The 22,210-nt window shown below is 65.8% G+C and carries 18 protein-coding genes, 6 tRNA genes and 1 other RNA gene; 19 read left to right on the forward strand and 6 right to left on the reverse strand.

Going from position 1 to position 22,210, the window contains the following annotated elements; translation table 11 throughout:
* Nucleotides 1–3 precede the first annotated feature (3 nt).
* The 10 genes from clpP to ACZK29_RS04510 all read left to right on the forward strand — a co-directional run bounded on the left by clpP (nucleotide 4) and on the right by ACZK29_RS04510 (nucleotide 7,929).
* Complete coding sequence (gene clpP / locus ACZK29_RS04465) at nucleotides 4–630, forward strand: ATP-dependent Clp endopeptidase proteolytic subunit ClpP (protein ID WP_004146318.1); 627 nt, start codon at nucleotides 4–6, stop codon at nucleotides 628–630.
* Nucleotides 631–756: 126 nt separating this feature from the next.
* On the forward strand, nucleotides 757–2,046 hold the full coding sequence (gene clpX, locus ACZK29_RS04470; RefSeq protein ID WP_004154600.1) for an ATP-dependent Clp protease ATP-binding subunit ClpX: 1,290 nt from the start codon (nucleotides 757–759) through the stop codon (nucleotides 2,044–2,046).
* A 142-nt stretch (nucleotides 2,047–2,188) separates the two neighbouring features.
* Nucleotides 2,189–4,639 carry an endopeptidase La gene (lon, locus tag ACZK29_RS04475; protein ID WP_099485204.1) on the forward strand — a complete coding sequence of 817 codons (2,451 nt, stop codon included), beginning with the start codon at nucleotides 2,189–2,191 and terminating at the stop codon, nucleotides 4,637–4,639.
* Between the two features lie 217 nt (nucleotides 4,640–4,856).
* Nucleotides 4,857–5,129, forward strand: coding sequence for an HU family DNA-binding protein (locus tag ACZK29_RS04480; RefSeq protein ID WP_004146343.1), 273 nt, complete (start codon nucleotides 4,857–4,859; stop codon nucleotides 5,127–5,129).
* A gap of 11 nt (nucleotides 5,130–5,140) precedes the next feature.
* A tRNA-Val gene (locus tag ACZK29_RS04485) sits at nucleotides 5,141–5,215 on the forward strand.
* A 26-nt stretch (nucleotides 5,216–5,241) separates the two neighbouring features.
* A tRNA-Asp gene (locus ACZK29_RS04490) sits at nucleotides 5,242–5,318 on the forward strand.
* 84 nt (nucleotides 5,319–5,402) lie between these two features.
* Nucleotides 5,403–5,479, forward strand: a tRNA-Asp gene (locus tag ACZK29_RS04495).
* Nucleotides 5,480–5,566: 87 nt separating this feature from the next.
* Nucleotides 5,567–5,643: transfer RNA gene (locus ACZK29_RS04500), tRNA-Asp, on the forward strand.
* A gap of 106 nt (nucleotides 5,644–5,749) precedes the next feature.
* Nucleotides 5,750–5,826: transfer RNA gene (locus ACZK29_RS04505), tRNA-Asp, on the forward strand.
* 147 nt (nucleotides 5,827–5,973) lie between these two features.
* The gene (locus ACZK29_RS04510) at nucleotides 5,974–7,929 is read left to right on the forward strand and encodes a peptidyl-prolyl cis-trans isomerase (RefSeq protein ID WP_106550098.1); all 1,956 of its coding nucleotides are present in this window, start codon (nucleotides 5,974–5,976) and stop codon (nucleotides 7,927–7,929) included.
* Between the two features lie 182 nt (nucleotides 7,930–8,111).
* Here the strand turns inward: ACZK29_RS04510 and ACZK29_RS04515 are convergent, their stop codons facing one another.
* The gene (locus tag ACZK29_RS04515; RefSeq protein ID WP_478446716.1) at nucleotides 8,112–9,311 is read right to left on the reverse strand and encodes a lytic transglycosylase domain-containing protein; all 1,200 of its coding nucleotides are present in this window, start codon (nucleotides 9,309–9,311) and stop codon (nucleotides 8,112–8,114) included.
* Nucleotides 9,308–10,072: a hydroxyacylglutathione hydrolase gene (gene gloB / locus ACZK29_RS04520; protein ID WP_111204885.1), complete on the reverse strand. Its 765-nt coding sequence runs from the start codon at nucleotides 10,070–10,072 to the stop codon at nucleotides 9,308–9,310. The genes ACZK29_RS04515 and gloB overlap by 4 nt, the downstream gene beginning before the upstream one ends.
* 11 nt (nucleotides 10,073–10,083) lie before the next feature.
* On the opposite strand from gloB, the gene ACZK29_RS04525 reads away from it, so the two are divergent.
* The 3 genes from ACZK29_RS04525 to dnaQ are packed head-to-tail and all read left to right on the forward strand — an operon-like array spanning nucleotide 10,084 to nucleotide 11,930.
* A complete protein-coding gene (locus ACZK29_RS04525; protein WP_111204883.1) occupies nucleotides 10,084–10,728 on the forward strand; it encodes a class I SAM-dependent methyltransferase in 645 nt (214 codons plus the stop codon).
* 13 nt (nucleotides 10,729–10,741) lie between these two features.
* Nucleotides 10,742–11,194 (forward strand): ribonuclease HI, encoded by a 453-nt coding sequence (gene rnhA / locus ACZK29_RS04530; RefSeq protein ID WP_004154603.1) that lies wholly within the window; start codon nucleotides 10,742–10,744, stop codon nucleotides 11,192–11,194.
* 4 nt (nucleotides 11,195–11,198) lie between these two features.
* Nucleotides 11,199–11,930: a DNA polymerase III subunit epsilon gene (gene dnaQ / locus ACZK29_RS04535; RefSeq protein WP_060380022.1), complete on the forward strand. Its 732-nt coding sequence runs from the start codon at nucleotides 11,199–11,201 to the stop codon at nucleotides 11,928–11,930.
* Nucleotides 11,931–11,991: 61 nt separating this feature from the next.
* On the opposite strand, the gene ACZK29_RS04540 is transcribed toward dnaQ, so the two are convergent.
* Nucleotides 11,992–12,696 carry a PP2C family protein-serine/threonine phosphatase gene (locus ACZK29_RS04540; protein WP_005408277.1) on the reverse strand — a complete coding sequence of 235 codons (705 nt, stop codon included), beginning with the start codon at nucleotides 12,694–12,696 and terminating at the stop codon, nucleotides 11,992–11,994.
* Nucleotides 12,697–12,861: 165 nt separating this feature from the next.
* Between ACZK29_RS04540 and ACZK29_RS04545 the strand changes: the two genes are divergently transcribed.
* A tRNA-Ser gene (locus tag ACZK29_RS04545) sits at nucleotides 12,862–12,952 on the forward strand.
* Between the two features lie 1,548 nt (nucleotides 12,953–14,500).
* Here ACZK29_RS04545 and ACZK29_RS04550 read toward each other — a convergent pair.
* On the reverse strand, nucleotides 14,501–17,515 hold the full coding sequence (locus tag ACZK29_RS04550) for an autotransporter domain-containing protein (RefSeq protein ID WP_478446717.1): 3,015 nt from the start codon (nucleotides 17,513–17,515) through the stop codon (nucleotides 14,501–14,503).
* Nucleotides 17,516–17,688: 173 nt separating this feature from the next.
* On the opposite strand from ACZK29_RS04550, the gene ACZK29_RS04555 reads away from it, so the two are divergent.
* Nucleotides 17,689–18,093: a DUF6165 family protein gene (locus ACZK29_RS04555; RefSeq protein ID WP_049430220.1), complete on the forward strand. Its 405-nt coding sequence runs from the start codon at nucleotides 17,689–17,691 to the stop codon at nucleotides 18,091–18,093.
* Between the two features lie 46 nt (nucleotides 18,094–18,139).
* Here the strand turns inward: ACZK29_RS04555 and ACZK29_RS04560 are convergent, their stop codons facing one another.
* Nucleotides 18,140–19,186: a glycosyltransferase family 9 protein gene (locus ACZK29_RS04560; RefSeq protein WP_111174121.1), complete on the reverse strand. Its 1,047-nt coding sequence runs from the start codon at nucleotides 19,184–19,186 to the stop codon at nucleotides 18,140–18,142.
* A gap of 20 nt (nucleotides 19,187–19,206) precedes the next feature.
* On the opposite strand from ACZK29_RS04560, the gene ACZK29_RS04565 reads away from it, so the two are divergent.
* The 3 genes from ACZK29_RS04565 to ACZK29_RS04575 are packed head-to-tail and all read left to right on the forward strand — an operon-like array spanning nucleotide 19,207 to nucleotide 21,109.
* Nucleotides 19,207–19,956 carry a 3-deoxy-D-manno-octulosonic acid kinase gene (locus ACZK29_RS04565; protein WP_012479275.1) on the forward strand — a complete coding sequence of 250 codons (750 nt, stop codon included), beginning with the start codon at nucleotides 19,207–19,209 and terminating at the stop codon, nucleotides 19,954–19,956.
* Nucleotides 19,956–20,723: an MBL fold metallo-hydrolase gene (locus tag ACZK29_RS04570; protein WP_478446718.1), complete on the forward strand. Its 768-nt coding sequence runs from the start codon at nucleotides 19,956–19,958 to the stop codon at nucleotides 20,721–20,723. The genes ACZK29_RS04565 and ACZK29_RS04570 overlap by 1 nt, the downstream gene beginning before the upstream one ends.
* Nucleotides 20,720–21,109 (forward strand): nuclear transport factor 2 family protein, encoded by a 390-nt coding sequence (locus tag ACZK29_RS04575; protein ID WP_414487298.1) that lies wholly within the window; start codon nucleotides 20,720–20,722, stop codon nucleotides 21,107–21,109. Before ACZK29_RS04570 ends, ACZK29_RS04575 begins: the two co-directional genes overlap by 4 nt.
* Nucleotides 21,110–21,199: 90 nt before the next feature.
* On the opposite strand, the gene ffs is transcribed toward ACZK29_RS04575, so the two are convergent.
* Nucleotides 21,200–21,296, reverse strand: an RNA gene (gene ffs, locus ACZK29_RS04580) — signal recognition particle sRNA small type.
* A gap of 300 nt (nucleotides 21,297–21,596) precedes the next feature.
* Between ffs and ACZK29_RS04585 the strand changes: the two genes are divergently transcribed.
* Entirely contained in the window at nucleotides 21,597–21,914 is a 318-nt protein-coding gene (locus tag ACZK29_RS04585; RefSeq protein WP_008265478.1) for a DMT family transporter, read from the forward strand.
* The last annotated feature ends 296 nt before the right edge of the window (nucleotides 21,915–22,210 follow it).

Genomic DNA, 22,210 nt, shown 5'->3' on the forward strand with positions numbered 1-22,210 from the left:
GTAATGGACAACCGAACCAAAGCCCTGAACCTGGTTCCGATGGTGGTCGAGCAGACCAGCCGCGGCGAGCGTGCCTACGACATCTATTCGCGCCTGTTGAAGGAGCGCCTGATCTTCCTCGTGGGCCCGATCGACGATCACATGGCCAACGTGGTGGTGGCGCAGTTGCTGTTCCTGGAATCGGAAAACCCGGAAAAGGACATCAACATCTACATCAACTCGCCGGGTGGCGTGGTCACCGCCGGCATGGCGATCTACGACACCATGCAGTACATCAAGCCGAATGTGAGCACCACCTGCATCGGCCAGGCCGCCTCGATGGGCGCCCTGCTGCTGGCCGCGGGCGAAGCCGGCAAGCGCTATGCGCTGCCGAACTCGCGCGTGATGATCCACCAGCCGCTGGGTGGCTACCAGGGCCAGGCCACCGACATCGACATCCACGCGCGTGAGATCCTGACCCTGCGTTCGCGCCTGAACGAGGTGCTGGCCAAGCACACCGGCCAGTCGCTGGAGACGATCGCCCGTGACACCGAGCGCGACAACTTCAAGAGCGCCTTCGAGGCGCAGGCCTACGGTCTGGTCGACCAAGTCCTGGAGCGTCGTCCGGATGAGTCGATCCAGGCCGGCTGACCGGCCTTCACGGGGCCATGGAGGCCCCGTTCCTGCAGGGTCGGGCGGGACTGGTGTCCCCTCGGCCCTGTGCTATTCTCGAATCGAACCCCCGTTCAGCGGGTGGGGTAACTGGGTAAGCGAAGCATGAGCGAAGACCGCCAAGGTCGTTCCACGGACACCGGCAAGATCCTCTACTGCTCTTTCTGCGGCAAGAGCCAGCATGAAGTGCGCAAGCTGATTGCGGGTCCGAGCGTGTTCATCTGCGATGAGTGCGTGGAGCTGTGCAACGACATCATCCGCGAGGAGCTTGAGGAAAAGGCGCAGTCGGCGCGCAGTTCGCTGCCGAAGCCGCGCGAGATCCTCGAGGTGCTCGACCAGTACGTGATCGGCCAGAACCGCGCCAAGCGCACCCTGGCCGTGGCCGTGTACAACCACTACAAGCGCATCGAGAGCCGGCAGAAGAACGACGACGTCGAACTGGCGAAGTCGAACATCCTGCTGGTCGGCCCGACCGGTTCGGGCAAGACCCTGCTGGCCGAGACCCTGGCCCGCCTGCTCAACGTGCCGTTCACCATGGCCGACGCCACCACGCTGACCGAAGCCGGTTACGTGGGCGAGGACGTGGAGAACATCATCCAGAAGCTGCTGCAGAAGTGCGACTACGACGTCGAGAAGGCGCAGCAGGGCATCGTCTACATCGATGAAATCGACAAGATCTCGCGCAAGAGCGAGAACCCGTCGATCACCCGCGATGTGTCCGGCGAAGGCGTGCAGCAGGCCCTGCTGAAGCTGATCGAAGGCACCGTGGCCAGCGTTCCGCCGCAGGGCGGCCGCAAGCATCCGCAGCAGGAATTCCTGCAGGTGGACACCAAGAACATCCTGTTCATCTGCGGCGGCGCGTTCGCCGGGCTGGACAAGGTGATCCAGGCCCGTTCCACCGACGTCGGCAGCATCGGCTTCGGCGCCAAGGTGAAGAGCAGCGAGCGCAAGCAGGAAGTGGGCAAGGTGCTGGCCGAAGTCGAGCCGGAAGACCTGATCAAGTTCGGCCTGATCCCCGAGTTCGTTGGCCGCCTGCCGGTGGTGGCGACCCTGGAGGAGCTGGACGAGCCGGCCCTGATCAAGATCCTGACCGAGCCGAAGAACGCCATCACCAAGCAGTTCAAGAAGCTGTTCGAGATGGAGAACGTCGAGCTGGAGTTCCGCCCGGACGCGTTGTCGGCCATTGCCCGCAAGGCGCTCAAGCGCAAGACCGGTGCCCGTGGCCTGCGCACCATCGTCGAATCGGTCCTGCTGGACACCATGTACGACCTGCCGTCGCAGGAAAACGTCAGCAAGGTGGTGGTGGACGAGTCGGTGATCGAGCACAAGTCCGAGCCGTACCTGATCTACCAGACACCGGCGGCCCCTGAACAGAAGGCCGCAGGCGCCGAGTGATCCTTCCAGGTTGTTGATTGGAAAGGATTTTCAAGGAATGCCTTGCATCTGAAAGCCGATGGCCCCATAACGGGGCCATCGGCTTTTTTTGTCTCCGGAAGATGCCCTCCCGGAGGCGGTTTTCCCCTTCCCTGGAGCCCCCATGGCCCGTTCCCCAAGTGAAACCCTCGACCTGCCGGTCCTGCCGCTGCGCGACGTAGTGGTGTTCCCGCACATGGTCATCCCGCTGTTCGTCGGCCGTGACAAGTCCATGCACGCGCTCGAACAGGCAATGGAATCGGACAAGCGCATCCTGCTGCTGGCGCAGAAGTCGGCCGAGACCGACGACCCGCATGCGGCCGACCTCTACCAGGTCGGTACGCTGGCGCAGGTGCTGCAGCTGCTGAAGCTGCCCGACGGCACCATCAAGGTGCTGGTCGAAGGCCTGTCGCGCGTGCAGGTCACCCACGTCGACGAGCGCAACGGCTCGCTGCATGGCCAGGCCGTGGAGATCGACGCCACCGACGAGCGCGAAGCGCGCGAGGTCGAGGCGATCGCACGCTCGCTGATGTCGTTGTTCGAGCAGTACGTCAAGACCAACCGCAAGCTGCCGCCGGAACTGCTGCAGACGCTGTCGGGCATCGATGAGCCGGCGCGCCTGGCCGACACCATCGCCGCGCACATCAGCGTGCGCCTGGCCGACAAGCAGCGCCTGCTGGAAACGCTGGCCGTGGGCGACCGCCTGGAGATGCTGGTCGGCCTGGTCGACGGCGAGATCGATGTGCAGCAGATGGAGAAGCGCATCCGCGGCCGCGTGAAGTCGCAGATGGAGAAGAGCCAGCGCGAGTACTACCTCAACGAACAGATGAAGGCCATCCAGAAGGAACTGGGTGACCTGGACGACGCACCGGGCGAGCTGGAAGAACTGGCCCGCAAGATCGCCGAAGCCGGCATGCCGAAGGCCGTTGAAGCCAAGGCGCGCAACGAACTGAACAAGCTCAAGCAGATGTCGCCGATGTCGGCCGAAGCGGCCGTCGTGCGCAACTACCTGGAGTGGTTGCTGGGCGTGCCGTGGAAGAAGCGCAGCAAGGTGCGCAAGGACCTGAAGGCTGCGCAGGACACCCTGGACGCCGATCACTACGGCCTGGAGAAGGTCAAGGAACGCATCCTTGAATACCTGGCGGTGCAGTCGCGCGTGAAGCAGATGAAGGGCCCGATCCTGTGCCTGGTCGGGCCGCCGGGCGTGGGCAAGACCTCGCTGGGCCAGTCCATCGCCAAGGCCACCAACCGCAAGTTCGTGCGCATGTCGCTGGGCGGCGTGCGCGACGAGGCCGAGATCCGTGGCCACCGTCGTACCTATGTCGGTTCGATGCCGGGCCGCATCGTGCAGAACCTCAACAAGGTCGGCAGCAAGAACCCGCTGTTCGTGCTCGACGAGATCGACAAGATGTCGATGGACTTCCGTGGCGACCCGTCTTCGGCGCTGCTGGAAGTGCTCGATCCGGAGCAGAACAACGCGTTCAACGACCACTACCTGGAAGTGGACCTGGACCTGTCCGAAGTGATGTTCGTGGCCACCTCGAACTCGCTCAACATTCCGGGCCCGCTGCTGGACCGCATGGAAGTGATCCGCATCCCCGGCTACACCGAGGATGAGAAGCTCAACATCGCCACCCGCTACCTGGTTCCGAAGCAGATCAAGGCCAACGGCCTGCAGCCGGAAGAACTGGAGATCGGCAGCGATGCCATCCAGGACATCGTGCGCTACTACACGCGCGAATCGGGCGTGCGCAACCTGGAACGCGAGATCGCCAAGATCTGCCGCAAGGTGGTGAAGGAGATCGCGCTGGCCGGCCCGCAGCCGGCGGCGAAGGCGAAGAAGGGTGCGAAGAAGAAGGCGCTGGTGAGCGTGTCCAGCAAGAACCTGGACAAGTACCTGGGCGTGCGTCGCTTCGACTTCGGCCGTGCCGAGGAAGAGAACGAGATCGGCCTGGTCACCGGCCTGGCCTGGACCGAGGTCGGCGGCGATCTGCTGCAGATCGAATCGACGCTGGTGCCGGGCAAGGGCCAGCTGATCCTGACCGGCCAGCTCGGCAACGTGATGAAGGAATCGGCGTCGGCGGCACTGTCGGTGGTGCGTTCGCGCGCGGTCGGCTTCGGCATCGACAGCGACTTCCTGCAGAAGCACGACGTGCACCTGCACGTGCCCGATGGTGCCACGCCGAAGGACGGCCCGAGTGCCGGCGCGGCGATGGTGACCTCGCTGGTGTCGATGCTGACCAAGGTGCCGGTGCGTGCCGATGTGGCGATGACCGGCGAGATCACCCTGCGTGGTCGCGTCACCGCGATCGGTGGCCTGAAGGAAAAGCTGCTGGCGGCACTGCGTGGTGGCATCCGCACGGTGATCATCCCGGAAGAGAACCGCAAGGACCTGGCCGACATTCCAGCCAACGTCACCCGCGATCTGAAGATCGTGCCGGTGAAGTACATCGAAGAAGTCCTGGACCTGGCGCTGGAGCGTCCGTTGGCACCGAAGAAGGCGCGCAAGAGTGCGCAGCGTGTCACGGTGCGCAGCAAGGCCAAACCGAGTGGAAGCGCGCGCGTCAAGCATTGACGCGCGCTGTCCAATGGCCCGAAACCCGCGTCGTTGCTGGCTTTCCAGCTTGCGTGGGGGTAGGGCCACTGGTATAAAAGCAGCACTCGCGAATGAGTGATCGCTGTCAGCGATGACTGAATCGGCGAACCGTTTCCACATGGCGGCCGCATGCAGAAGGCATGCGGTTGCTTCCCTGTCGAATAAGCGGAACCCACCGCCAAAGGAGTTGTAGAGAATGAACAAGACCGAATTGATCGATGCCGTTGCTGAAGCTGCCGACCTGACCAAGGCCGAGTCCAGCCGCGCTGTCGATGCCGTCGTTGCTGCCGTCACCAAGGCGCTGAAGGACGGCGATGCGGTCACCCTGGTTGGCTTCGGTACCTTCCAGGTCCGCGACCGTGCTGCACGCACCGGCCGCAACCCGAAGACCGGCGACACCATCAAGATCGCTGCTTCGAAGAATCCGTCGTTCAAGGCTGGTAAGGCCCTGAAGGATGCTGTAAACTAAGCGGCTCGCTGGGGTGCTTAGCTCAGCGGTAGAGCGTCTCCTTTACACGGAGAGGGTCGGGGGTTCGAAACCCTCAGCACCCACCACAGCACCGCGGTAAAAGTTTGAGTGTGGAGCGGTAGTTCAGCTGGTTAGAATGCTGGCCTGTCACGCCGGAGGTCGCGGGTTCGAGTCCCGTCCGCTCCGCCATTCAACGAGGCCTCCGGCCAAAAGCTGGAGGCTTTGTTTTCTTCCCGGTCCAGGCTGGTTGGAAAGCAAGAAAAGCAACAATGCGGAGCGGTAGTTCAGCTGGTTAGAATGCTGGCCTGTCACGCCGGAGGTCGCGGGTTCGAGTCCCGTCCGCTCCGCCACTACATCGAGGCCCCCGGCCTGAAGCCGGGGGCCTTGTCTTCTCCCCGGAAGGTTCGGGAAGAAGGCGAAAAGGTTTTTGCAAGAACGGAGCGGTAGTTCAGCTGGTTAGAATGCTGGCCTGTCACGCCGGAGGTCGCGGGTTCGAGTCCCGTCCGCTCCGCCATTGCAGAATTCTTAAGTCCCTGTGAAAAAACTTTGAAAAAAGTGTTCATCGGGCTGGGTTTCCAGGCAGTCTTCGGATATACTGGGCGCCTGCAAAGTTTCAGCGCGGAGCGGTAGTTCAGCTGGTTAGAATGCTGGCCTGTCACGCCGGAGGTCGCGGGTTCGAGTCCCGTCCGCTCCGCCAACTTTAAAAGCCCTCGGCGCAAGCCGGGGGCTTTTTCTTTGTGCCGTCGCGAAGCGGTGCGCAGGCCACGCCGGTGCTGCTTTTGGTCCCTGCGACGAAGCGGGTTACACTGCCGGGCTCGCCAATCAGGCCTTGTGATTCCTCACCATGCTGCAGAAACTCCGCGACAAGACCTCAGGCTGGATCGTCACCGTGATCCTGGGGCTGCTGATGATTCCGTTCCTGTTCGTGATCGACAACAGCTACCTGGGTGGCGTTGGCGCACAGAACGTGGCCAAGGTTTCCGCGCCCCCGACCTGGTGGCGTTCGGCACCGTCGTGGTGGCCGGTGCGCATGCTGTGGCAGCACCATGAGATCAGCGCGCAGGATTTCCGCACCCGCTTCGAGCAGGAGCGCATGCGTGAGCGCCAGCAGCAGGGCGAGAACTTCGACCCGCGCGCGTTCGAGAGCACCCAGAACAAGCTGGCCGTGCTCGACCAGCTGATCGACGAGCAGGTCGTGCGCCTGGTCGGCGAGCAGGCCGGTGTCGTGATCGGCGATGGCGCGGTGCGCGAGTACATCGCCACCATCCCGGCCTTCCTCGATTCGAACGGCAAGTTCAACGAGAACAACTACCGCCTGGCGCTGGCCGGTGGCAATCCGCCGCGTACCCCGACCCAGTTCCAGGAACTGGTGCGTGAGAGCCTGCAGCAGTCGGTGATTCCGTCGGGCCTGCAGAACTCGGGCTTCGTTACCCAGTCCGAGACCGAGCGCCTGCTGAAGCTGCTGGGCGAGACCCGCGACGTCGAACTGGCCGCGTTGCCGGAAGTGCCGGCCGATACCGCGCCGGTGACCGATGCGCAGATCAAGCAGTGGTACGACAGCCATGGCAAGGACTTCCGCCAGGCCGAGAGCGTCTCGCTGGAGTACGTCGAGATCAATGGCGCGAACCTGCCGGCACCGACCGCAGCCGACGAAGCCACCCTGCGCAAGCGCTATGAAGACGAGAAGGCGAAGTTCACCACGCCGGAGCAGCGCCAGGCCTCGCATATCCTGATCACCGGCGACGGTGCCGAAGCCAAGGCGAACAAGATTGCCGCCGAAGCCAAGGCCGCCGGCGCCGACTTCGCTGCACTGGCCAAGGCCAACTCGGAAGACCCGGGTTCGAAGGGGCAGGGTGGTGACCTGGGTTGGGTCGAACGCGGCGCGATGGTCAAGCCGTTTGAAGATGCGCTGTTCGCCGCCAAGGCCGGTGACGTGATTGGTCCGGTCAAGACCGAGTTCGGCTATCACATCATCAAGGTTGCCGCGGTCCGTGGTGGCCAGGGCAAGTCCTTCGAGGAAGTGCGTGACACGCTGGCTGCCGAGCAGCTGAAGGCCGACGGCGAGCGCGGCTTCAACGAACTGGCCGGCCGTCTGGTCGACGCCATCAACAAGAGCCCGAGCGATCTGGCTGCTGCGGCCAAGGAAGTGAACCTGCCGCTGCAGACCCTGGGCCCGATCACCCGTGCCACCGCCAGTGGCATCGCCGCTGACCCGGCCGTGCTGCGTGCCGCGTTCTCCGACGTGCTGGTGCAGGACGGGACCGCCAGCGACCCGATCGCTCTGGGCGGCGCGACCAACCACAGTGTGGTCATCCGCGTGGCCGCGCACACCCCGGAACAGGCCATGCCGCTGGACAAGGCCCGCGAGCAGGTGATCGCCGCGATCCGTGCCGACCGTCAGCGCCAGGCCAGCGACAAGGCGGCCGATGCCGTGCTGGCCAAGCTGAAGGCGGGCGCCACCCTGCAGTCGCTGGCGGCCAGCGAGAAGCTGCAGCTGAGCCCGATGCCGGGCCTGCCGCGCAGCCAGCCGGTGCCGACCCCGGAAATCAACCGCGCGATCTTCAGTGCGCCGGTGCCGGCCGATGGCAAGCCGAGCTACGGCAAGGTCGATGTCAACGGCCATGCGCTGCTGTTCGCGGTGAACAAGGTGAACCCGGGCGACGTGAAGGAAGTGACCGCCGAGCAGCAGAAGCAGCTGAAGGACCAGCTGAGCCAGATCGATGGCATGGCTGCGGCCAAGGCCTACGTCGAGGCGATGCGCAAGAAGTTCGTGATCCAGACCACCGAAGCGAACCTGTAAGCCTCGCGGCGGGCAGGACGAGAAAGGCCCGGCAATGCCGGGCCTTTTTTGTTGGAGCGTTGCTGGAAATTGAACTGTAGAGCCGAGCCCACGCTCGGCTTGCCATGAACGCCGAGAAGTCGCAGGCAAGAAAAAGCCGAGCATGGGCTCGGCTCTACATGGGGAGGCGCTTGGCCTGTCCGTCAGTCTTCCACGCGCAGTACCGCGCCAGGCTTCAGCACGCTGCTGCCGCTCAGGCCGTTCAGCGACAGCAGGGCCTTCACCGGCATGCCGTAGCGGCGGGCGATGGTCCAGGCCGACTCGCCATCACGCACCGTGTGGCGGCGGCTGCGCGGACGGTCGGCGATCGCGGCGACGGTTTTGGTGACCTGCGGCGTGGGGACAGCGGCCGCCACCGGCGCGGTGGTGGCGACCAGCGCGGTCGCTGCCTCCGCTACCGTCGCATTTGCGGCCGAGACCGGTGCCAGCACGCGGGTGGTGCCCGAGGGGCGGCCACCGGAGGCCAGGGCCGGGTTGAGGCGGGCGATCCTGGCCGGGTCCAGGGCGCGCTGTGCGGCCCACTGCTGCACGCTGGTGCCCGCAGGCAGGGTGTGGTCCTTCAGCACCGGCACGGTGAGGTCCAGCGAGGCCATCACGCCGGGCTGGTCTTCCACGTCTTCCAGCACGCACGCCAGGGCATGCAGCTTCTCGACGTAGGCATGGGTGACCGGCGACAGGCCGGGCAACGCCGAAGGCTTGGCGTTCTGCGCGTTCATGCCAGCCTTGCGCATGGACTGCAGCACGCGGTACTCGCCGGCGTTGTAGGCCATGGTGGCCAGGCGCCAGTCGCCGCCGAACATGCCGTGCAGGGTCTTCAGGTAGCGCACTGCGGCCTGGGTCGAATCGACCGCCGACAGGCGGCCGTCGTAGCCGTTGGCCATCGGCACGCGGTGGTTGCGTGCGGTGGTGGCGATGAACTGCCACAGGCCGGTCGGGCCGCTGCCGTTGCGGGCATTGGGCCGGTAGCCGCTCTCCACGAAGGGAATCAGCGCGAACTCGGTGGGCAGGTCGGCCTTGCGCAGCTCTTCGACCACGTAGCCGAACAGCACCAGCGCATCGTCATCCTGGTTGGCCAGGCGCGAGGGGGCGTGGGCGAACTGCTTCTGCCAGCGCGGGCTGGTGGCTTCGGCGTCGCAGCTGGGTTCGGCCAGGCCGTCGCGGAAGCTGGTGAAGATCTCCTGGCCGTTGCGCACCGAGGCCGCTGGCAGTGCGGACGGATCCAGCGGCAGGGCCGCGGCAGCGGTCAGGTTCTGGCTGATTCCGGCGCCCAGCGACTGTGCGCCCGCGGTTCCGGCCAGCCCCAAGGCAAGGCCCAGGGCCAGCGGCAGACTTCGGCGCATCATGCGCGGAAGCCGTCTTTCCAGTGCCGGAGACCGGCCATCACGTCGACGTCGTCAACGACGTCACGGCCCAGGTGTGCCGACACAGACGCACGGATCGGCGCTGCGTGCACACGCAGGAAGGGATTGCAGTCGAATTCGTTGGCCAGGGTTACCGGCAGGGTGGAACGGTCATCGCGGCGCATGGCCAAAGCCTCCTCTTGGCGCTGCCACAGGGCAGCGTTGGCGGGGTCGACATGCCGCGCGAAGACGGCATTTGACACGGTGTACTCGTGGGCGCAACAAAGCAGCAGTTGCGCGGGCAAGGTACCCAGCTTGCGCATCGATGCCAGCAGCTGGGACGGCGTACCTTCGAACAGACGTCCACAGCCCAGGCTGAACAACGAATCTCCACTGAAAAGATGTTCAGCAGTGTGAAACGCGATGTGGCTGCGGGTATGCCCGGGCACGGATAGTACGTGGAACGTCCGGCCCAGTGCCTGAACGCGTTCACCTTCGCCGACCCGCTCGGTCGCCGTGGGAATGCGCTCTTCGATCGGCGCGATCACCCGCGCATCGGGAAAACGCGCTTTCAGGGCAGGCACGCCACCGATATGGTCGTCGTGGTGGTGGGTGAGCAGGATCGTATCCACGCGCAGGCCCTGATCGGCCAGCGCGAACACCGGCGCGGCGTCGCCGGGGTCAACGACCACGGCGGCACCATCGTCGTCGATCAGCGTCCAGATGTAGTTATCCGCAAATGCGGGCAGGGCAGTCAGTCGCATAGAATTGGACCATGCCCGCGCTGCAGAGCACCCGTCAAGCGAGCCAGACCCCGTGGTTCGACAGTGAGCCGGCGGCGGCCCTGCGCGTTCTGGAACGGCAGTTGCTGCTTCCGCAGCTGTCGGTGCTGCCCGCGCAACCCTGGTTGTGGATCGCACCGAGTGTGGCCTGGCTGGAGGATGCGCAGCTGGGTGGGCGCGGCCTGCGCCTGTACCGGCAGGGGCCGGGCTATGACGGCGATACCCGCTGCGGGCTGCCCTTGCCCCTGGCCAACGAGAGCGTCAATGCGATCGTGCTGCAGCATGTCACCACAGGCGATGCCGACCAGCTGCTCGACGAGTGCGAGCGCGTACTGATGCCGGGCGGGCATTTGTGGCTGAGCAGCCTCAATCCGTTCAGCCCGTACCGCACGCACTGGCGGCAGCATGGGCTGGTGGTGCGTACGCCGCAGCGGATCCGCCTGCTGCTCGGCCGCCATGGCCTGGAGTGCGACGATATGCGCTACCTCGGCCCGCTCTGGCGCGGTGCCGGCAGCCGTCGTGCGGGGGGCTGGGCGCCATTGCGCGCGGCCTGCCTGTTCCATGCGGAAAAACGCACGCTGGCCCTGCCCGGGCCGAAACCGTTGCCGGTGCGCTGGCACGGCACCGTTGCTACCTGATTCTGGAGCTGTATTGAAAACCATCGAAATCCACACCGACGGATCCTGCCTCGGCAATCCCGGCCCCGGCGGCTGGGCCGCGTTGCTGCGCTACAAGGGCCACGAGCGCGAGCTCAGTGGCGGTGAAGCGCACACCACCAACAACCGGATGGAGCTGATGGCGGCCATTTCCGGGCTGGAGACGCTGACCGAGCCGTGCAACATCGTGCTCTACACCGACTCGCAGTACGTGCGGCAGGGCCTGACCCAGTGGATGCCCGGCTGGATCCGCAAGAACTGGAAGACTGCTGGCGGTGATCCGGTGAAGAACCGCGAGCTGTGGGAGCGCCTGCACGCGGCCACGCTGCGGCACCAGATCGACTGGCGCTGGGTGAAGGGGCACTCCGGGGACCCGGACAATGAGCGGGTGGATACCCTGGCCCGCAACGCGGCGATCCAGGTCCGCGACTCCAGCCCGGTAAACTGAGCCCATGCGTCAGATCATCCTCGATACCGAAACCACCGGCCTGGAGTGGAAGAAGGGCAACCGCATCGTCGAAATCGGCTGCGTGGAGCTGTTCAAGCGCCGCCCGACCGGCAACAACTACCACCAGTACATCAAGCCGGACTGCGAGTTCGAACAGGGCGCGCAGGAAGTCACCGGCCTGACCCTGGAGTTCCTCGATGACAAGCCTGAATTCGCGCAGATTGCCGATGAGTTCCTGGCGTTCATCGATGGCGCCGAGCTGATCATCCACAACGCGGCGTTCGACCTCGGCTTCCTCGACAACGAGTTGTCGCTGCTGGGGCCGCAGTACGGAAAGATCGCCGACCGCTGTACGGTGATCGATACCCTGGCGATGGCGCGCGAGCGCTTCCCGGGCCAGCGCAACTCGCTGGATGCGCTGTGCAAGCGGCTGGGCGTGGACAATTCGCACCGTGCGCTGCACGGCGGCCTGCTCGATGCGCAGATCCTGGGCGATGTCTATATCGCGCTGACCTCGGGCCAGGAAGAGATCGGCTTCGGCCTGGGCGATGAAGATGGCGGCGGCGCCGGCGCGGCGTTGCAGGCTTTCGATACCAGCAAGCTGCTGCCGCGCCCGCGCGTGGTGGCTACGCCTTCGGAACTGGAAGCGCACACCGCGCGCCTGGAGCGACTGCGCAAGAAGGCCGGCCACGCACTGTGGGATGGCCCGAAGGTGGAAGAGCCCGCCAGCGCCTGATCATCCACGCATGGCGTGGATCTGCTGTAGAGCCGAGCCATGCTCGGCTCATGCGCGAGGCTCAGTGGCAGCGCACCAGGATCACGCTGATGTTGTCGCGGCCACCGCCGTCGAGTGCGGCGGCGACCAGCGTATCCACGCATTCCTGCGCGCTGGCATCTTCGAATGCCAGGGTGCGGGCGATGCCGCGGTCATCCACTTCCTCGGTGAGACCGTCACTGCACAGCAGCAGCTGCATGCCCGGGCGCAGCTCACCGCTGGTGGTGGCCACGTTCAGGTGGGCCGGATCAGTCACGCCCAGTGCCTGGGTGACCACGTTGCGGTGCGGATGCGCGCGGGCCTGCTCGGCGGTCAGGTTGCCCTGTGCGACCAGTTCCTGCACCACGCTGTGGTCCTGGCTGAGCTGCGCCAGCTGGCCGTCGCGCCACAGGTAGGCGCGGCTGTCGCCGACCCAGGCCACTTCATAGCGGTTGCCCTGCACGCGCGCGGCGACCACGGTGGTACCCATCGGCAACGTGTCGTTGCGCCGGCGCGAGGCACGGATGATCTCTTCGTCGGCCGTGCGGATGGCCTGTGCCAGCGGTGCGCCGCGGCGGATCTCGCGCACGATGGTTTCGCGCGCCAGTGCACTGGCCACTTCGCCGCAGGCATGCCCGCCCATGCCGTCGGCCACCAGCCACAGGGCCAGCTCGCTGTCACCGTAGTAGGTGTCCTCGTTGAGCTCGCGGCGCATGCCGGGGTGGGTGAGGTGTCCGAATTCGATCATGGTGGGCAGGGCGGGGTATTGCCGGGGGAGACAGGCATCATCGGGTGGCCGCAGGCATCCGGCAAGGCATGCGTCCAGGAAATTTTCACTTCGTTGGCCGGAATCACTTGTCGTCGGCCTCACTTCCTCGTATGATGCGCGTCCCCGGTCCGCCGGGGACCACCCGGAGAGGTGGCAGAGTGGTTGAATGTACCTGACTCGAAATCAGGCAGGCGTTTATAGCGCCTCGGGGGTTCGAATCCCCCCCTCTCCGCCAGATAAAGAAGAAAGCCGCCCACTGGGCGGCTTTCTTCTTGGCCAACGTTCGGGAGATGCAGGCGGTTGTTGTAGTGATCGACACCTCTGATGCGGGGGGATGAGAACCCCCGACGGGGTTCGACGGTTCTGCAGGAGCAGAACCGGACAGCCGTAGGCTGGCCCTGGAGCGCGTAGCGCGGAAGGGTCGGGTGCATGGATGCACCCGACAATCCCCCCCTCTCCGCCAGATAAAGAAGAAAGCCGCCCACTGGGCGGCTTTCTTCTTGGCCAACGTTCGGGAGATGCAGGCGGTTGTTGTAGTGATCGACACCTCTGATGCGGGGGGATGAGAACCCCCGACGGGGTTCGACGGTTCTGCAGGAGCAGAACCGGACAGCCGTAGGCTGGCCCTGGAGCGCGTAGCGCGGAAGGGTCGGGTGCATGGATGCACCCGACAATCCCCCCTCTCCGCCAGATAAAGAAAAAGGGCTGCCGAAAGGCAGCCCTTTTTCTTTATCTGGCGCGGGACGCGACGCGCGTTTCGCGCGTCGCCCCACACGTTGCTGCGCAACGCGTGGGCCCCTCCCTTTGCCTGCCTCTCCCCGCCCCTGTCGGGGCAGCCCCTCAACAGAGGGGCTTGTTGCTCCAGATGGTTGCGTGCTGGGTGGATGCTGCATTGATGAGTTCCTTGTCTCTGCAGGAATAGTAGAGTGCTGCCGAAAGGCGGCCCTTTTTCTTTATCTGGCGCGGGACGCGACGCGCGCTTCGCGCGTCGCCCCACACGTTGCTGCGCAACGCGTGGGCCCCTCCCTTTGCCTGCCTCTCCCCGCCCCTGTCGGGGCAGCCCCTCAACAGAGGGGCTTGTTGCTCCAGATGGTTCCGTGCTGGGTGGATGCTGCATTGATGAGTTCCTCGTCTCTGCAGGAACAGTAGAGTGCTGCCGAAAGGCGGCCCTTTTTCTTTATCTGGCGCGGGACGCGACGCGCGTTTCGCGCGTCGCCTCACACGTTGCTGCGCAACGCGTGGGCCCCTCCCTTTGCCTGCCTCTCCCCGCCCCTGTCGGGGCAGCCCCTCAACAGAGGGGCTTGTTGCTCCAGATGGTTCCGTGCTGGGTGGATGCTGCATTGATGAGTTCCTTGTCTCTGCAGGAACAGTAGAGTGCTGCCGAAAGGCGGCCCTTTTTCTTTATCTGGCGCGGGACGCGACGCGCGTTTCGCGCGTCGCCTCACACGTTGCTGCGCAACGCGTGGGCCCCTCCCTTTGCCTGCCTCTCCCCGCCCCTGTCGGGGCAGCCCCTCAACAGAGGGCTTGTTGCTCCAGATGGTTCCGTGCCGGGTGGATGCTGCATTGATGAGTTCCTTGTCTCTGCAGGAACAGTAGAGGGCTGCCGAAAGGCAGCCCTTTTTCTTTATCTGGCGCGGGACGCGACGCGCGTTGTGCGCGTCGCCCGCATTCGCGTGGTGTGGGAGTGAAGGCCATCCAAGCACGCGATGGATCCACGCATGGCGTGCGAGGGGAGGCCATTCGCACAGGGTGGGGATCCATGCCCTGTGCGAATGGCGTGTGCTCAGAACGTATAGCCCAGGCCCAGCTGGATGCCGTTCTGGGTCTGGCCGTCGCGACGTTCGCCCACGTAGTCGACCATCACCGACAGGCGCTTGCTGGCGCGGCTGGTCACGCCCAGGTTCCAGGCCAGGACCTGCTCACCGACCGTCTGGCTGCTGGCACTGAACAGCAGGTCCGGGGCGGCGGCGAAGCCGTTGCTGTAGCGGGCCTGGGTATCGCCCAGCTCCTTCTGCCAGACCACGCGGGCACGGGGGGTGATGCGCTCGCCGTTGTTGCCGTCGAAGGTCTTGAACAACTGCAGGCCAGCGCCCACCCGGATGCTCTCCAGGCTGCCACTGCGGCCGACCAGTGCGGCCGCGTCCTGGCCTTCGTTGAAATGCGTGGCCGAGGTGCGCGTGTAGTCGATCACCGGCAGCAGCGGCTGGATCACCACGCCCTTGCCGGTGGTGAACGAGAACGCATGCTCCACGCGTGCGGAAATCGCGTCGTTGCTGTACTTCGCACGCAGCGGAGCCTGCAGGCCCTCGATACCCTCGATGCTGCGACGGGTGTCGTGGCGAAGATCGGTGTAGCGGACGGCGGCGGACAGGTAGCCGCGCGAATAGAGCGCGTCCACGTAGCCGCCGATATCCAGCGCGCGGACATCGCCGCTGAATCCTGCACCTTCGCTGGACCGGGTCGACATGTCTGCCGCGGCAAGGCTCACGCCCAGTGTCACACGGTCGTCTGCCAGGCGTGTATCGGCACCAAGCGCGATGCCGCCGATGGTGTGGCTCAGGCCGGCGACGCCAGCATCACCCTCGATACGGCCGTGGCTGCCGAACCCCCGCGCCCAGAAGCTGCGGTTGCGTCCGGCGTCGCCCGCATCACTGCCCGCATCTGCCGGTGCGACCAGGTGCATCGCCAGCTGGTTGAACAGGCGATTGCCGGTCATCGCCGATTGCGCCGAGGCCGCCTGCGCGGCCTGTGCCGCCAGGCCATCGGCATCGCCACCGCTGCGCGATGCCGCCTGGTGCTGCTGCACGACATTGCCGATGCTGCCGATCAATGCGTTGTCGGCCAGGCGCAGGCTGGCATGCGCGTCACCGCGCAGCGCTCCCGCCTGGCGCGTGATGTCATCGCGGTCAGCAAACTGCAGGGCGCCCAGCAGTCCGCTCATCGACGGCGTGCGCTGCGCGGCCGCCTGCTGCAGCGCGAGGCCCAGGCCGTCGCCGGATTGCGCATTGCCGAACAGTCGGGTGTCGTCGAAGGAGGGATTGGCGGTCAACCAGATGCCGCTGCCGGTCTGGTTGACCGCGAAGCTGAGCAGTGAATTGTGGCGGGGGCGGAATACCGCGCCGGGCGCGGTGAGGTCGACCGCGCTGCCGGCTTCGCCACTACGCTCGACGTACTGGAAGCGCCCTTCGATGAAGTCCGACACCGGCGCTGCGCGGGTCAGGGTGTCGGGCGTAGCGGTACGGCACCACAGGCCAGCGTACTCACCGTTCGACGGGCCGCAGGGGGCGACGGGCAGCTGCAGGGCGCTGGCATCCACCTGGGTCCCGACCAGGTGGTTCTGCTGCCCGGCCGGGAAGAACGCCTGCTTGACGTCCAGTGTCAGCCTGGCGCTGGGGGCAATGCTCAGCACGGCGCGGTTGATGTTGCCGAACAGGTTGTAGTCACCCGCACGCTGGTCCTCATCGACCAGGAAGTAGCGGGCTTCTTCCAGTGTCAGCGCCGGTGCGGTGCGCTGGCTGTCGACCTGGAAAGTCAGGTTCGCGCCGTCCTTGAGGTTGATGTAGCGGCCCTTGCCGATCCGGAAGCGCTCGCTGGTGAACACGTCGTCGCCACCGGGCGCCAGCGCCTCCAGCGAGTACGGGCGCATGACGATGCCGGACGGTGCGAGCGTGCCGCCGTCGTTGATGTCGATCGTGGCGTTCAATGAGCCGTTGCCGGTCAGCACGCCGCCGCGTTCGATCACGGTCAGGCTGCGCAGCGCGCCCTGCTGCAGTTCGATGCGCCCGCCATTGCGCGCGCCGATGGCTTCAGCGTGGTGGATCCAGCCATTCTGCTGCAGGCGCAGGGTGCCGCCATCGGCCACCACATACTGGGCGGCAGAAGCGGTATCCAGCGACCAGACGCCGCCCTTGCCGATGCGGATCACACCGAAGGCGTCGTCCAGCCGGATGTCCGGGGCCGATTGCTGGAAGTAGCGCAGGTTGGCCAGCGCATTGGTATAGCGCCCGCGCACGGCCAGGTTCGGATTGAGGTCTCCGCTCACGTCCTTGTCGATGGAAAGCACGTCGCCGGGCTGGACGTAACCGGCTTCGGTAACGACACGATCACTGTAGAAGGTCACGCCGGGATATGCGGTGCAGTTGCCTGCCGCGCTCTGGTCGCGGGTCGGGCAGAAGCGCGTGGCCACGGCCGCCACGTTCGGGTCGAAGTAGCGCAGGAAGCCCGACTGCTGGGTCAGTTCATAGTGCGCCTGGACGATGCGTGCTTCGATCACCGCGAAGTCGGTCGGCCCGAACATGTCCTTGTAGTACTTGATGTACTTGTCCTGCCCCGGGTACGGGGTAGGGCCGTTCGGGCCGGATTCGCCATGGATGCCCAGTACCGTCTGCGTGTAGTTGCCGTGCGCCGGCAGCAGGCCGAACTGCGTCACCTTGCGCTTGACGCCGGCCACGAAGGCGTCGGCGCAGGCCGAGTAGCAGCCGCCGTCCAGTACGGTGTCCAGCCCATGCTGGCGGATGATGGCGCCCATGCCCACGCCACCGGAGGCGGCCCCGCCCGGCGAGTTGCGGAACACCACCTGGCGCAGCGGCGTACCACGGGCCTGCGCGGCCAGGATGTAGGCCTCCAGCGTCTGCGGATCGGTCGCCAGCACGTTGCCGGTGTAGTAGAGCGTGTCTCCATTCACATGGAAGGCACTGGCATGGGCCTGCGGCGCGGCAGCGATGCCGAGCAGTGCTGCAACAAGGGCGCTGCCGAGGACGGTGGCGCGGCGGGTGGGGAGGGTGGGGTATCGATGCATGCGGAATTCCACGGAAAGGAGTGGAGGGCGGCAGGCGCCTCTCCAGACCGCTAACGCAGCTGCAGGGGTTTCTCCCCCAGTCATCGTGCTCGGGCGTCCATGCAGGCGCCGGGGCGGAGCATTCGCGCCGCGCGGGTTACCATGTGCGCATCACTTGCTGGAGCCTTCCCCCCATGAGCGCTGAAATCCTCGTCCCCGTGTCCTTCGGCGAGCTGCTGGACAAGATCTCGATCCTGCAGATCAAGTCCGAGCGCATCAGCGACGAGGGCAAGCTGGCCAATGTGCGCAGGGAGCTGTCGGCACTGGAGCAGACGTGGATGGCGCACCCGGCGGCGGTGAAGGACATCGCCAAGCTGCGTGCCGAGCTGAAGGCGGTCAACGAGCAGCTGTGGGACATCGAGGACGACATCCGGCTGAAGGAAAAGGCGCAGGCGTTCGACCAGGGCTTCGTCGATCTGGCGCGCAGCGTCTACCTGCGCAACGATGAGCGTGCGCGCATCAAGAAGGCGATCAACCTGGCGCTGGGCTCGGCGTACGTGGAAGAGAAGTCCTACCAGGATTACGCGCAGCGCGGGTGAGGTGGACCCGCCGGGCGTGGCCCGGCGCTACCGATGATCCATCGACTCAGGTGAGGTGGTCCGCCACGTACCGTTCGAATGCGGCGATGCCGTCTTCAACGGTGATCAGTTCCATCACGTCGTCGAACTCGATCTTGGTGCCCCATTTCAGATCGGCGGCCTGCTTGGCCAGGTACTTGCGCGCGGCATCGTCGTAGCGGTCCACGCAGTAGCGGCGGTCCGAGTACGGGCCGCTGCGGTTCGGGTTGCTGGCCGCATGCAGGCCCAGCACCTTGGCACCCATCGCGTTGGCGATGTGCATCGGGCCCGAGTCCGGGGTCATCACCAGGTTGGCGCGGGCCAGCAGGGCCGGCAGCTGCTTGAGCGTGTCCTTGCCGACCAGGTCCAGTGCGGGAGTCTGCAGCTGCGCCTGGATGGCATCGGCCATGCTGCGCTCCAGTTCACTGCGGCCGCCGCACAGCACCACCTGCCAGCCGCGCTGGACGGCATGGTTGGCCACGGCGGCGTAGCGGTCGGCGTACCAGTTGCGGCGCACGTGGCTGGAACAGGGAGAGATCATCAGCACCGGGCGGCCATCGTCCTGCCACTGCGCCGCAGCCCACTCGTACGCGGATTGCGGCACGGCCAGATCCCAGCTGACCTCGGTCTGGCGCAGGCCCAGCGGCTCGCAGAAGCTGCCGATGGCGTCCAGCACATGGATGCCGGGGCGGTCGGGGATGCGCTCGTTGATGAAGAGCCCGTGCAGGTCCTTGGAGCGGCTGCGGTCGTAGCCGATGCGGCGCTCGGCGGGAATGAAGGCCGACAGCAGGTTGGCGCGGAACGCCACCTGCATCTGCAGCAGCGCTTCAAAACGCCCCGGTGGCAGCTGTTTGCGCAGCTCCTTGACCCCTGCCATGCCGCTCTTCTTGTCGTAGGCGTGGAAGGTGACGCCGGGCAGGCCGTCGAGCAGTTTGTGGCCGACCTTGTCGATGATCCAGTGGATCGGCGTGTCCGGACGCGCAGCCTGCAGGGTGCGCACCAGGGGCACCACGTGGGTGACGTCGCCGAGTGCGGACAGGCGCAGGAGGCACAAGGAGGAGGACGCTGATGCCATGTGTTGTTAGACTCAATGAAATGGTCGCATTCGACGCCAATGAAGCGCTGACGCCATGCCGCGAGGGTCGCGGCATCGGGGCCATTCTGTTCGACCGCGAGCGGCTGCGGCAAGCCGAGGTTGGCCTGTTCTCGCCCCAGCACTGGGGCAGCAAGGCCCGGCCGGTCGGCGAGGGCGGTCGCGGCAGCGCCTGGTTCATCGATGCGCCGTTCGGCGCCAGCGTGCTGCGCCACTACCTGCGCGGCGGTCTGGCAGCGAAGATCAGCCATGACCAGTACCTCTGGCGCGGGTCGGACCGGACCCGGAGCTTTGCCGAATTCCGCCTGATGCGCGCCCTGCGCGAGAAGAAGCTGCCGGTGCCCCGGCCGATCGCCGCGTACTACATGCGCGAGGGCCTGCGTTACCGCGCCGCGATCCTGATGGAGCGGATCGAGGGCGTGCGCTCGCTGGCCGACCGCGCATTGGTTGCCGGCCGCGGCGCCCCGTGGGAGGAGACCGGGCGGTTGATCGCCCGCTTCCACCGTGCCGGCCTGGACCATGCCGACCTCAACGCGCACAACATCCTGTTCGATGGCAACGGCCATGGCTGGCTGATCGACTTCGACCGCGGGGTGATCCGCATTCCGGCCACGGCCTGGCGCGAACGCAACCTCAAGCGCCTGCTGCGTTCGCTGATCAAGCTGCGTGGCGAGCGCAGCGTGGAAGACGTGCAGAAGGACTACGCGCGGCTGCGCCGCGCCTATGACATGGCCTGGAACCGGGGCACCTGATGGACTGGTCGTTGCGTTTCCTCGGCGTCGGCAATGCGTCGGCGGTCGAGCTGGGTTCGCCGATGTCGGTGATCGAGCGCGATGGCCGGCCGTGGCTGACCATCGATTGTGGCGGCGAAGGCCTGACCGCGTTCAAGGCCCACTACGGGCACATGCCGCAGGCGCTGTTCGTCACCCATGTGCACCTGGACCATGTCGCCGGCTTCGAGCGGCTGTTCGTGGATACCTTCTTCAGCACGCAGCGCCGCGGCAAGGTGCGCCTGTACGTGCCGGCCACGGTGGTGCCGCTGCTGCACAAGCGCATCGGCGACTACCCGAACGTGCTGGCCGAGGGCGGTGCCAACTTCTGGGATGCCTTCCAGCTGATCGTGGTGGGCGAGGCGTTCTGGCATGAGGGCGTGCGCCTGGAAGTATTCCCGGTACGCCACCACTGGCCGGAGACGGCTTACGGCCTGCGCCTGCAGGGCGCGCTGACCTGGACCGGTGACACCCGGCCGATTCCGGAGATGCTGGCCCGCTTCGCCAACGACAACGAGCTGATCGCCCACGACTGCGGCCTGCACGGCAACCCTTCGCATACCGGCGTGGACGACCTGGAGCGTGAGTACAGCGCAGAGCTGCAGTCCCGGATGATGCTCTACCACTATGCCAGCGTGGCTGACGGTGCGGCGCTGGCCGCGCGCGGCCACCGCGTGGCGCAACCGGGGCAGCGCGTGCCGCTGGCTTTCCCGACCGCACCGAACGTGCTGGCACAGGATCCGCCGTGAGCGGAACCGGCGGGCCCGCCGATGCGGCGTTGGCCGCCGAACTGGAGATGTTGGAGCGCGCGCTGCATGCGCCTGCGGTGCGGGCTGATTGTGAGCGCCTTGCCGCACTGCTGGACGAGGATTTCAGCGAAATCGGCAGTTCCGGCCGCTGTTACGGCCGTGAAGCGGCGTTGGCGGAGATTCCGCTGGAGCGCGCGCAGGTGCAGATCGAATCGGAGCAGTACGCGGTCTCGCTGCTGGCGCAGGACCTGGCTCAGGTGCGCTACCGCAGCCGCTATCACGTCGATGGGCAGGCGCAACGCTGGGTGCTGCGCAGTTCGCTGTGGCGCCGGCATGCGCAGGGTTGGCGGGTGCTGTTCCACCAGGGCACGCCGCAGGCACGCTAGCGCTGGGCCATGCCGGGCGAGGCATGTGAAGCCGGGGTCAGATCCCTTTGCCATGCAAAGGGATCTGACCCCAGTGCAGAAAAGGCGGTGGCCCCGCCGGCTGACCTCGGCGCCCGCGTCGATCGATACCGTTGCTGCCTTCCGGCCCTGGCGGGGTTTTCGACCTAGCGTCGCGAGGGGCCGACGGGGCCACCATAGAGACGTTGGCCGCCCGGTGGGCGGCCAGTTCACGGATCAGGGGAAGCAGCGCGCGATGCGCCAGAGACCACAGCCGGACTGCGCATCGGTTGGCCGATGGCAGACGCGTAGTCTAGCGCAGGCAAGTGCATCGACGCCAGCTTCACGCGCTGAATCTGCTGTAACCCGTTCCCGCCCATGGCGGCCCGGGCCAGCCCCCGTTGCTAGAATGCCGGCCTGGAGGAACGACCTCCCCCACATCGGGAATCAATGACCAGGACGGCCTGGCCCTACCAAGAGGAGGGCCGTCATGGCCTGGATCTATCTGTTGTTCGCCGGCCTGCTGGAAATCGTCTGGGCCGTGTCCATGAAGCAGTCCGAAGGCTTCACCAGGCTCACCCCCACCGTGGTCACGATCGTCGGCATGATCGCCAGCTTCTGGTTGCTGGCGGTGGCCATGCGCAGCCTGCCGCTGGGCACCGCCTACACGATCTGGACCGGCATCGGCGCGGTCGGTGCGTTCGTGGTTGGCATCGTATTCCTCGGCGAGCAGGTCAGCCCGATGCGGATCGGTGCAGCGGTGCTTATCGTTTCTGGCCTGGTTTTGATGAAGCTATCCAGCACCTGAGGGTTTATCGAGGCCGGGTTATCTACGTCCGGCCCGGTTTGCCGTGAATATGCGATGCGCATTTTCGGCAAAGTAGATTTATTCACCTGTTTTATTTGACGTACGTCATAAAAATTATCTGGGTGATTCACGCGGCACTGTCGGCATCAGTCGCACAGTGCCGCCATTCGTCAAGCGAAACCGGGGAGTTTTCGCCCTGACGAATACGCCGGCGCGCCGCTCTTCCGTGCGCGATCGCGTGAGGATGTGAAGATTTTCCGAAGTAAATGTCGTAGGCCTTGTTCCCATGAAGGAGC

The organism is Stenotrophomonas sp. 89682_Sma (assembly GCF_056481405.1).

Excerpts from the sequence above, each read along its gene's own strand:
- ACZK29_RS04510 (WP_106550098.1), top strand. The coding sequence starts at position 5,974 with ATGCTGCAGAAACTCCGCGACAAGACCTCAGGCTGGATCGTCACCGTG.
- ACZK29_RS04550 (WP_478446717.1), bottom strand. The coding sequence starts at position 17,515 with ATGCATCGATACCCCACCCTCCCCACCCGCCGCGCCACCGTCCTCGGC.
- ACZK29_RS04540 (WP_005408277.1), bottom strand. The coding sequence starts at position 12,696 with ATGATCGAATTCGGACACCTCACCCACCCCGGCATGCGCCGCGAGCTC.
- dnaQ (WP_060380022.1), top strand. The coding sequence starts at position 11,199 with ATGCGTCAGATCATCCTCGATACCGAAACCACCGGCCTGGAGTGGAAG.
- ACZK29_RS04585 (WP_008265478.1), top strand. The coding sequence starts at position 21,597 with ATGGCCTGGATCTATCTGTTGTTCGCCGGCCTGCTGGAAATCGTCTGG.
- lon (WP_099485204.1), top strand. The coding sequence starts at position 2,189 with ATGGCCCGTTCCCCAAGTGAAACCCTCGACCTGCCGGTCCTGCCGCTG.
- ACZK29_RS04525 (WP_111204883.1), top strand. The coding sequence starts at position 10,084 with ATGCCCGCGCTGCAGAGCACCCGTCAAGCGAGCCAGACCCCGTGGTTC.
- clpX (WP_004154600.1), top strand. The coding sequence starts at position 757 with ATGAGCGAAGACCGCCAAGGTCGTTCCACGGACACCGGCAAGATCCTC.
- ACZK29_RS04480 (WP_004146343.1), top strand. The coding sequence starts at position 4,857 with ATGAACAAGACCGAATTGATCGATGCCGTTGCTGAAGCTGCCGACCTG.
- clpP (WP_004146318.1), top strand. The coding sequence starts at position 4 with ATGGACAACCGAACCAAAGCCCTGAACCTGGTTCCGATGGTGGTCGAG.
- ACZK29_RS04515 (WP_478446716.1), bottom strand. The coding sequence starts at position 9,311 with ATGATGCGCCGAAGTCTGCCGCTGGCCCTGGGCCTTGCCTTGGGGCTG.
- ACZK29_RS04555 (WP_049430220.1), top strand. The coding sequence starts at position 17,689 with ATGAGCGCTGAAATCCTCGTCCCCGTGTCCTTCGGCGAGCTGCTGGAC.
- ACZK29_RS04560 (WP_111174121.1), bottom strand. The coding sequence starts at position 19,186 with ATGGCATCAGCGTCCTCCTCCTTGTGCCTCCTGCGCCTGTCCGCACTC.
- gloB (WP_111204885.1), bottom strand. The coding sequence starts at position 10,072 with ATGCGACTGACTGCCCTGCCCGCATTTGCGGATAACTACATCTGGACG.
- ACZK29_RS04570 (WP_478446718.1), top strand. The coding sequence starts at position 19,956 with ATGGACTGGTCGTTGCGTTTCCTCGGCGTCGGCAATGCGTCGGCGGTC.
- ACZK29_RS04565 (WP_012479275.1), top strand. The coding sequence starts at position 19,207 with ATGGTCGCATTCGACGCCAATGAAGCGCTGACGCCATGCCGCGAGGGT.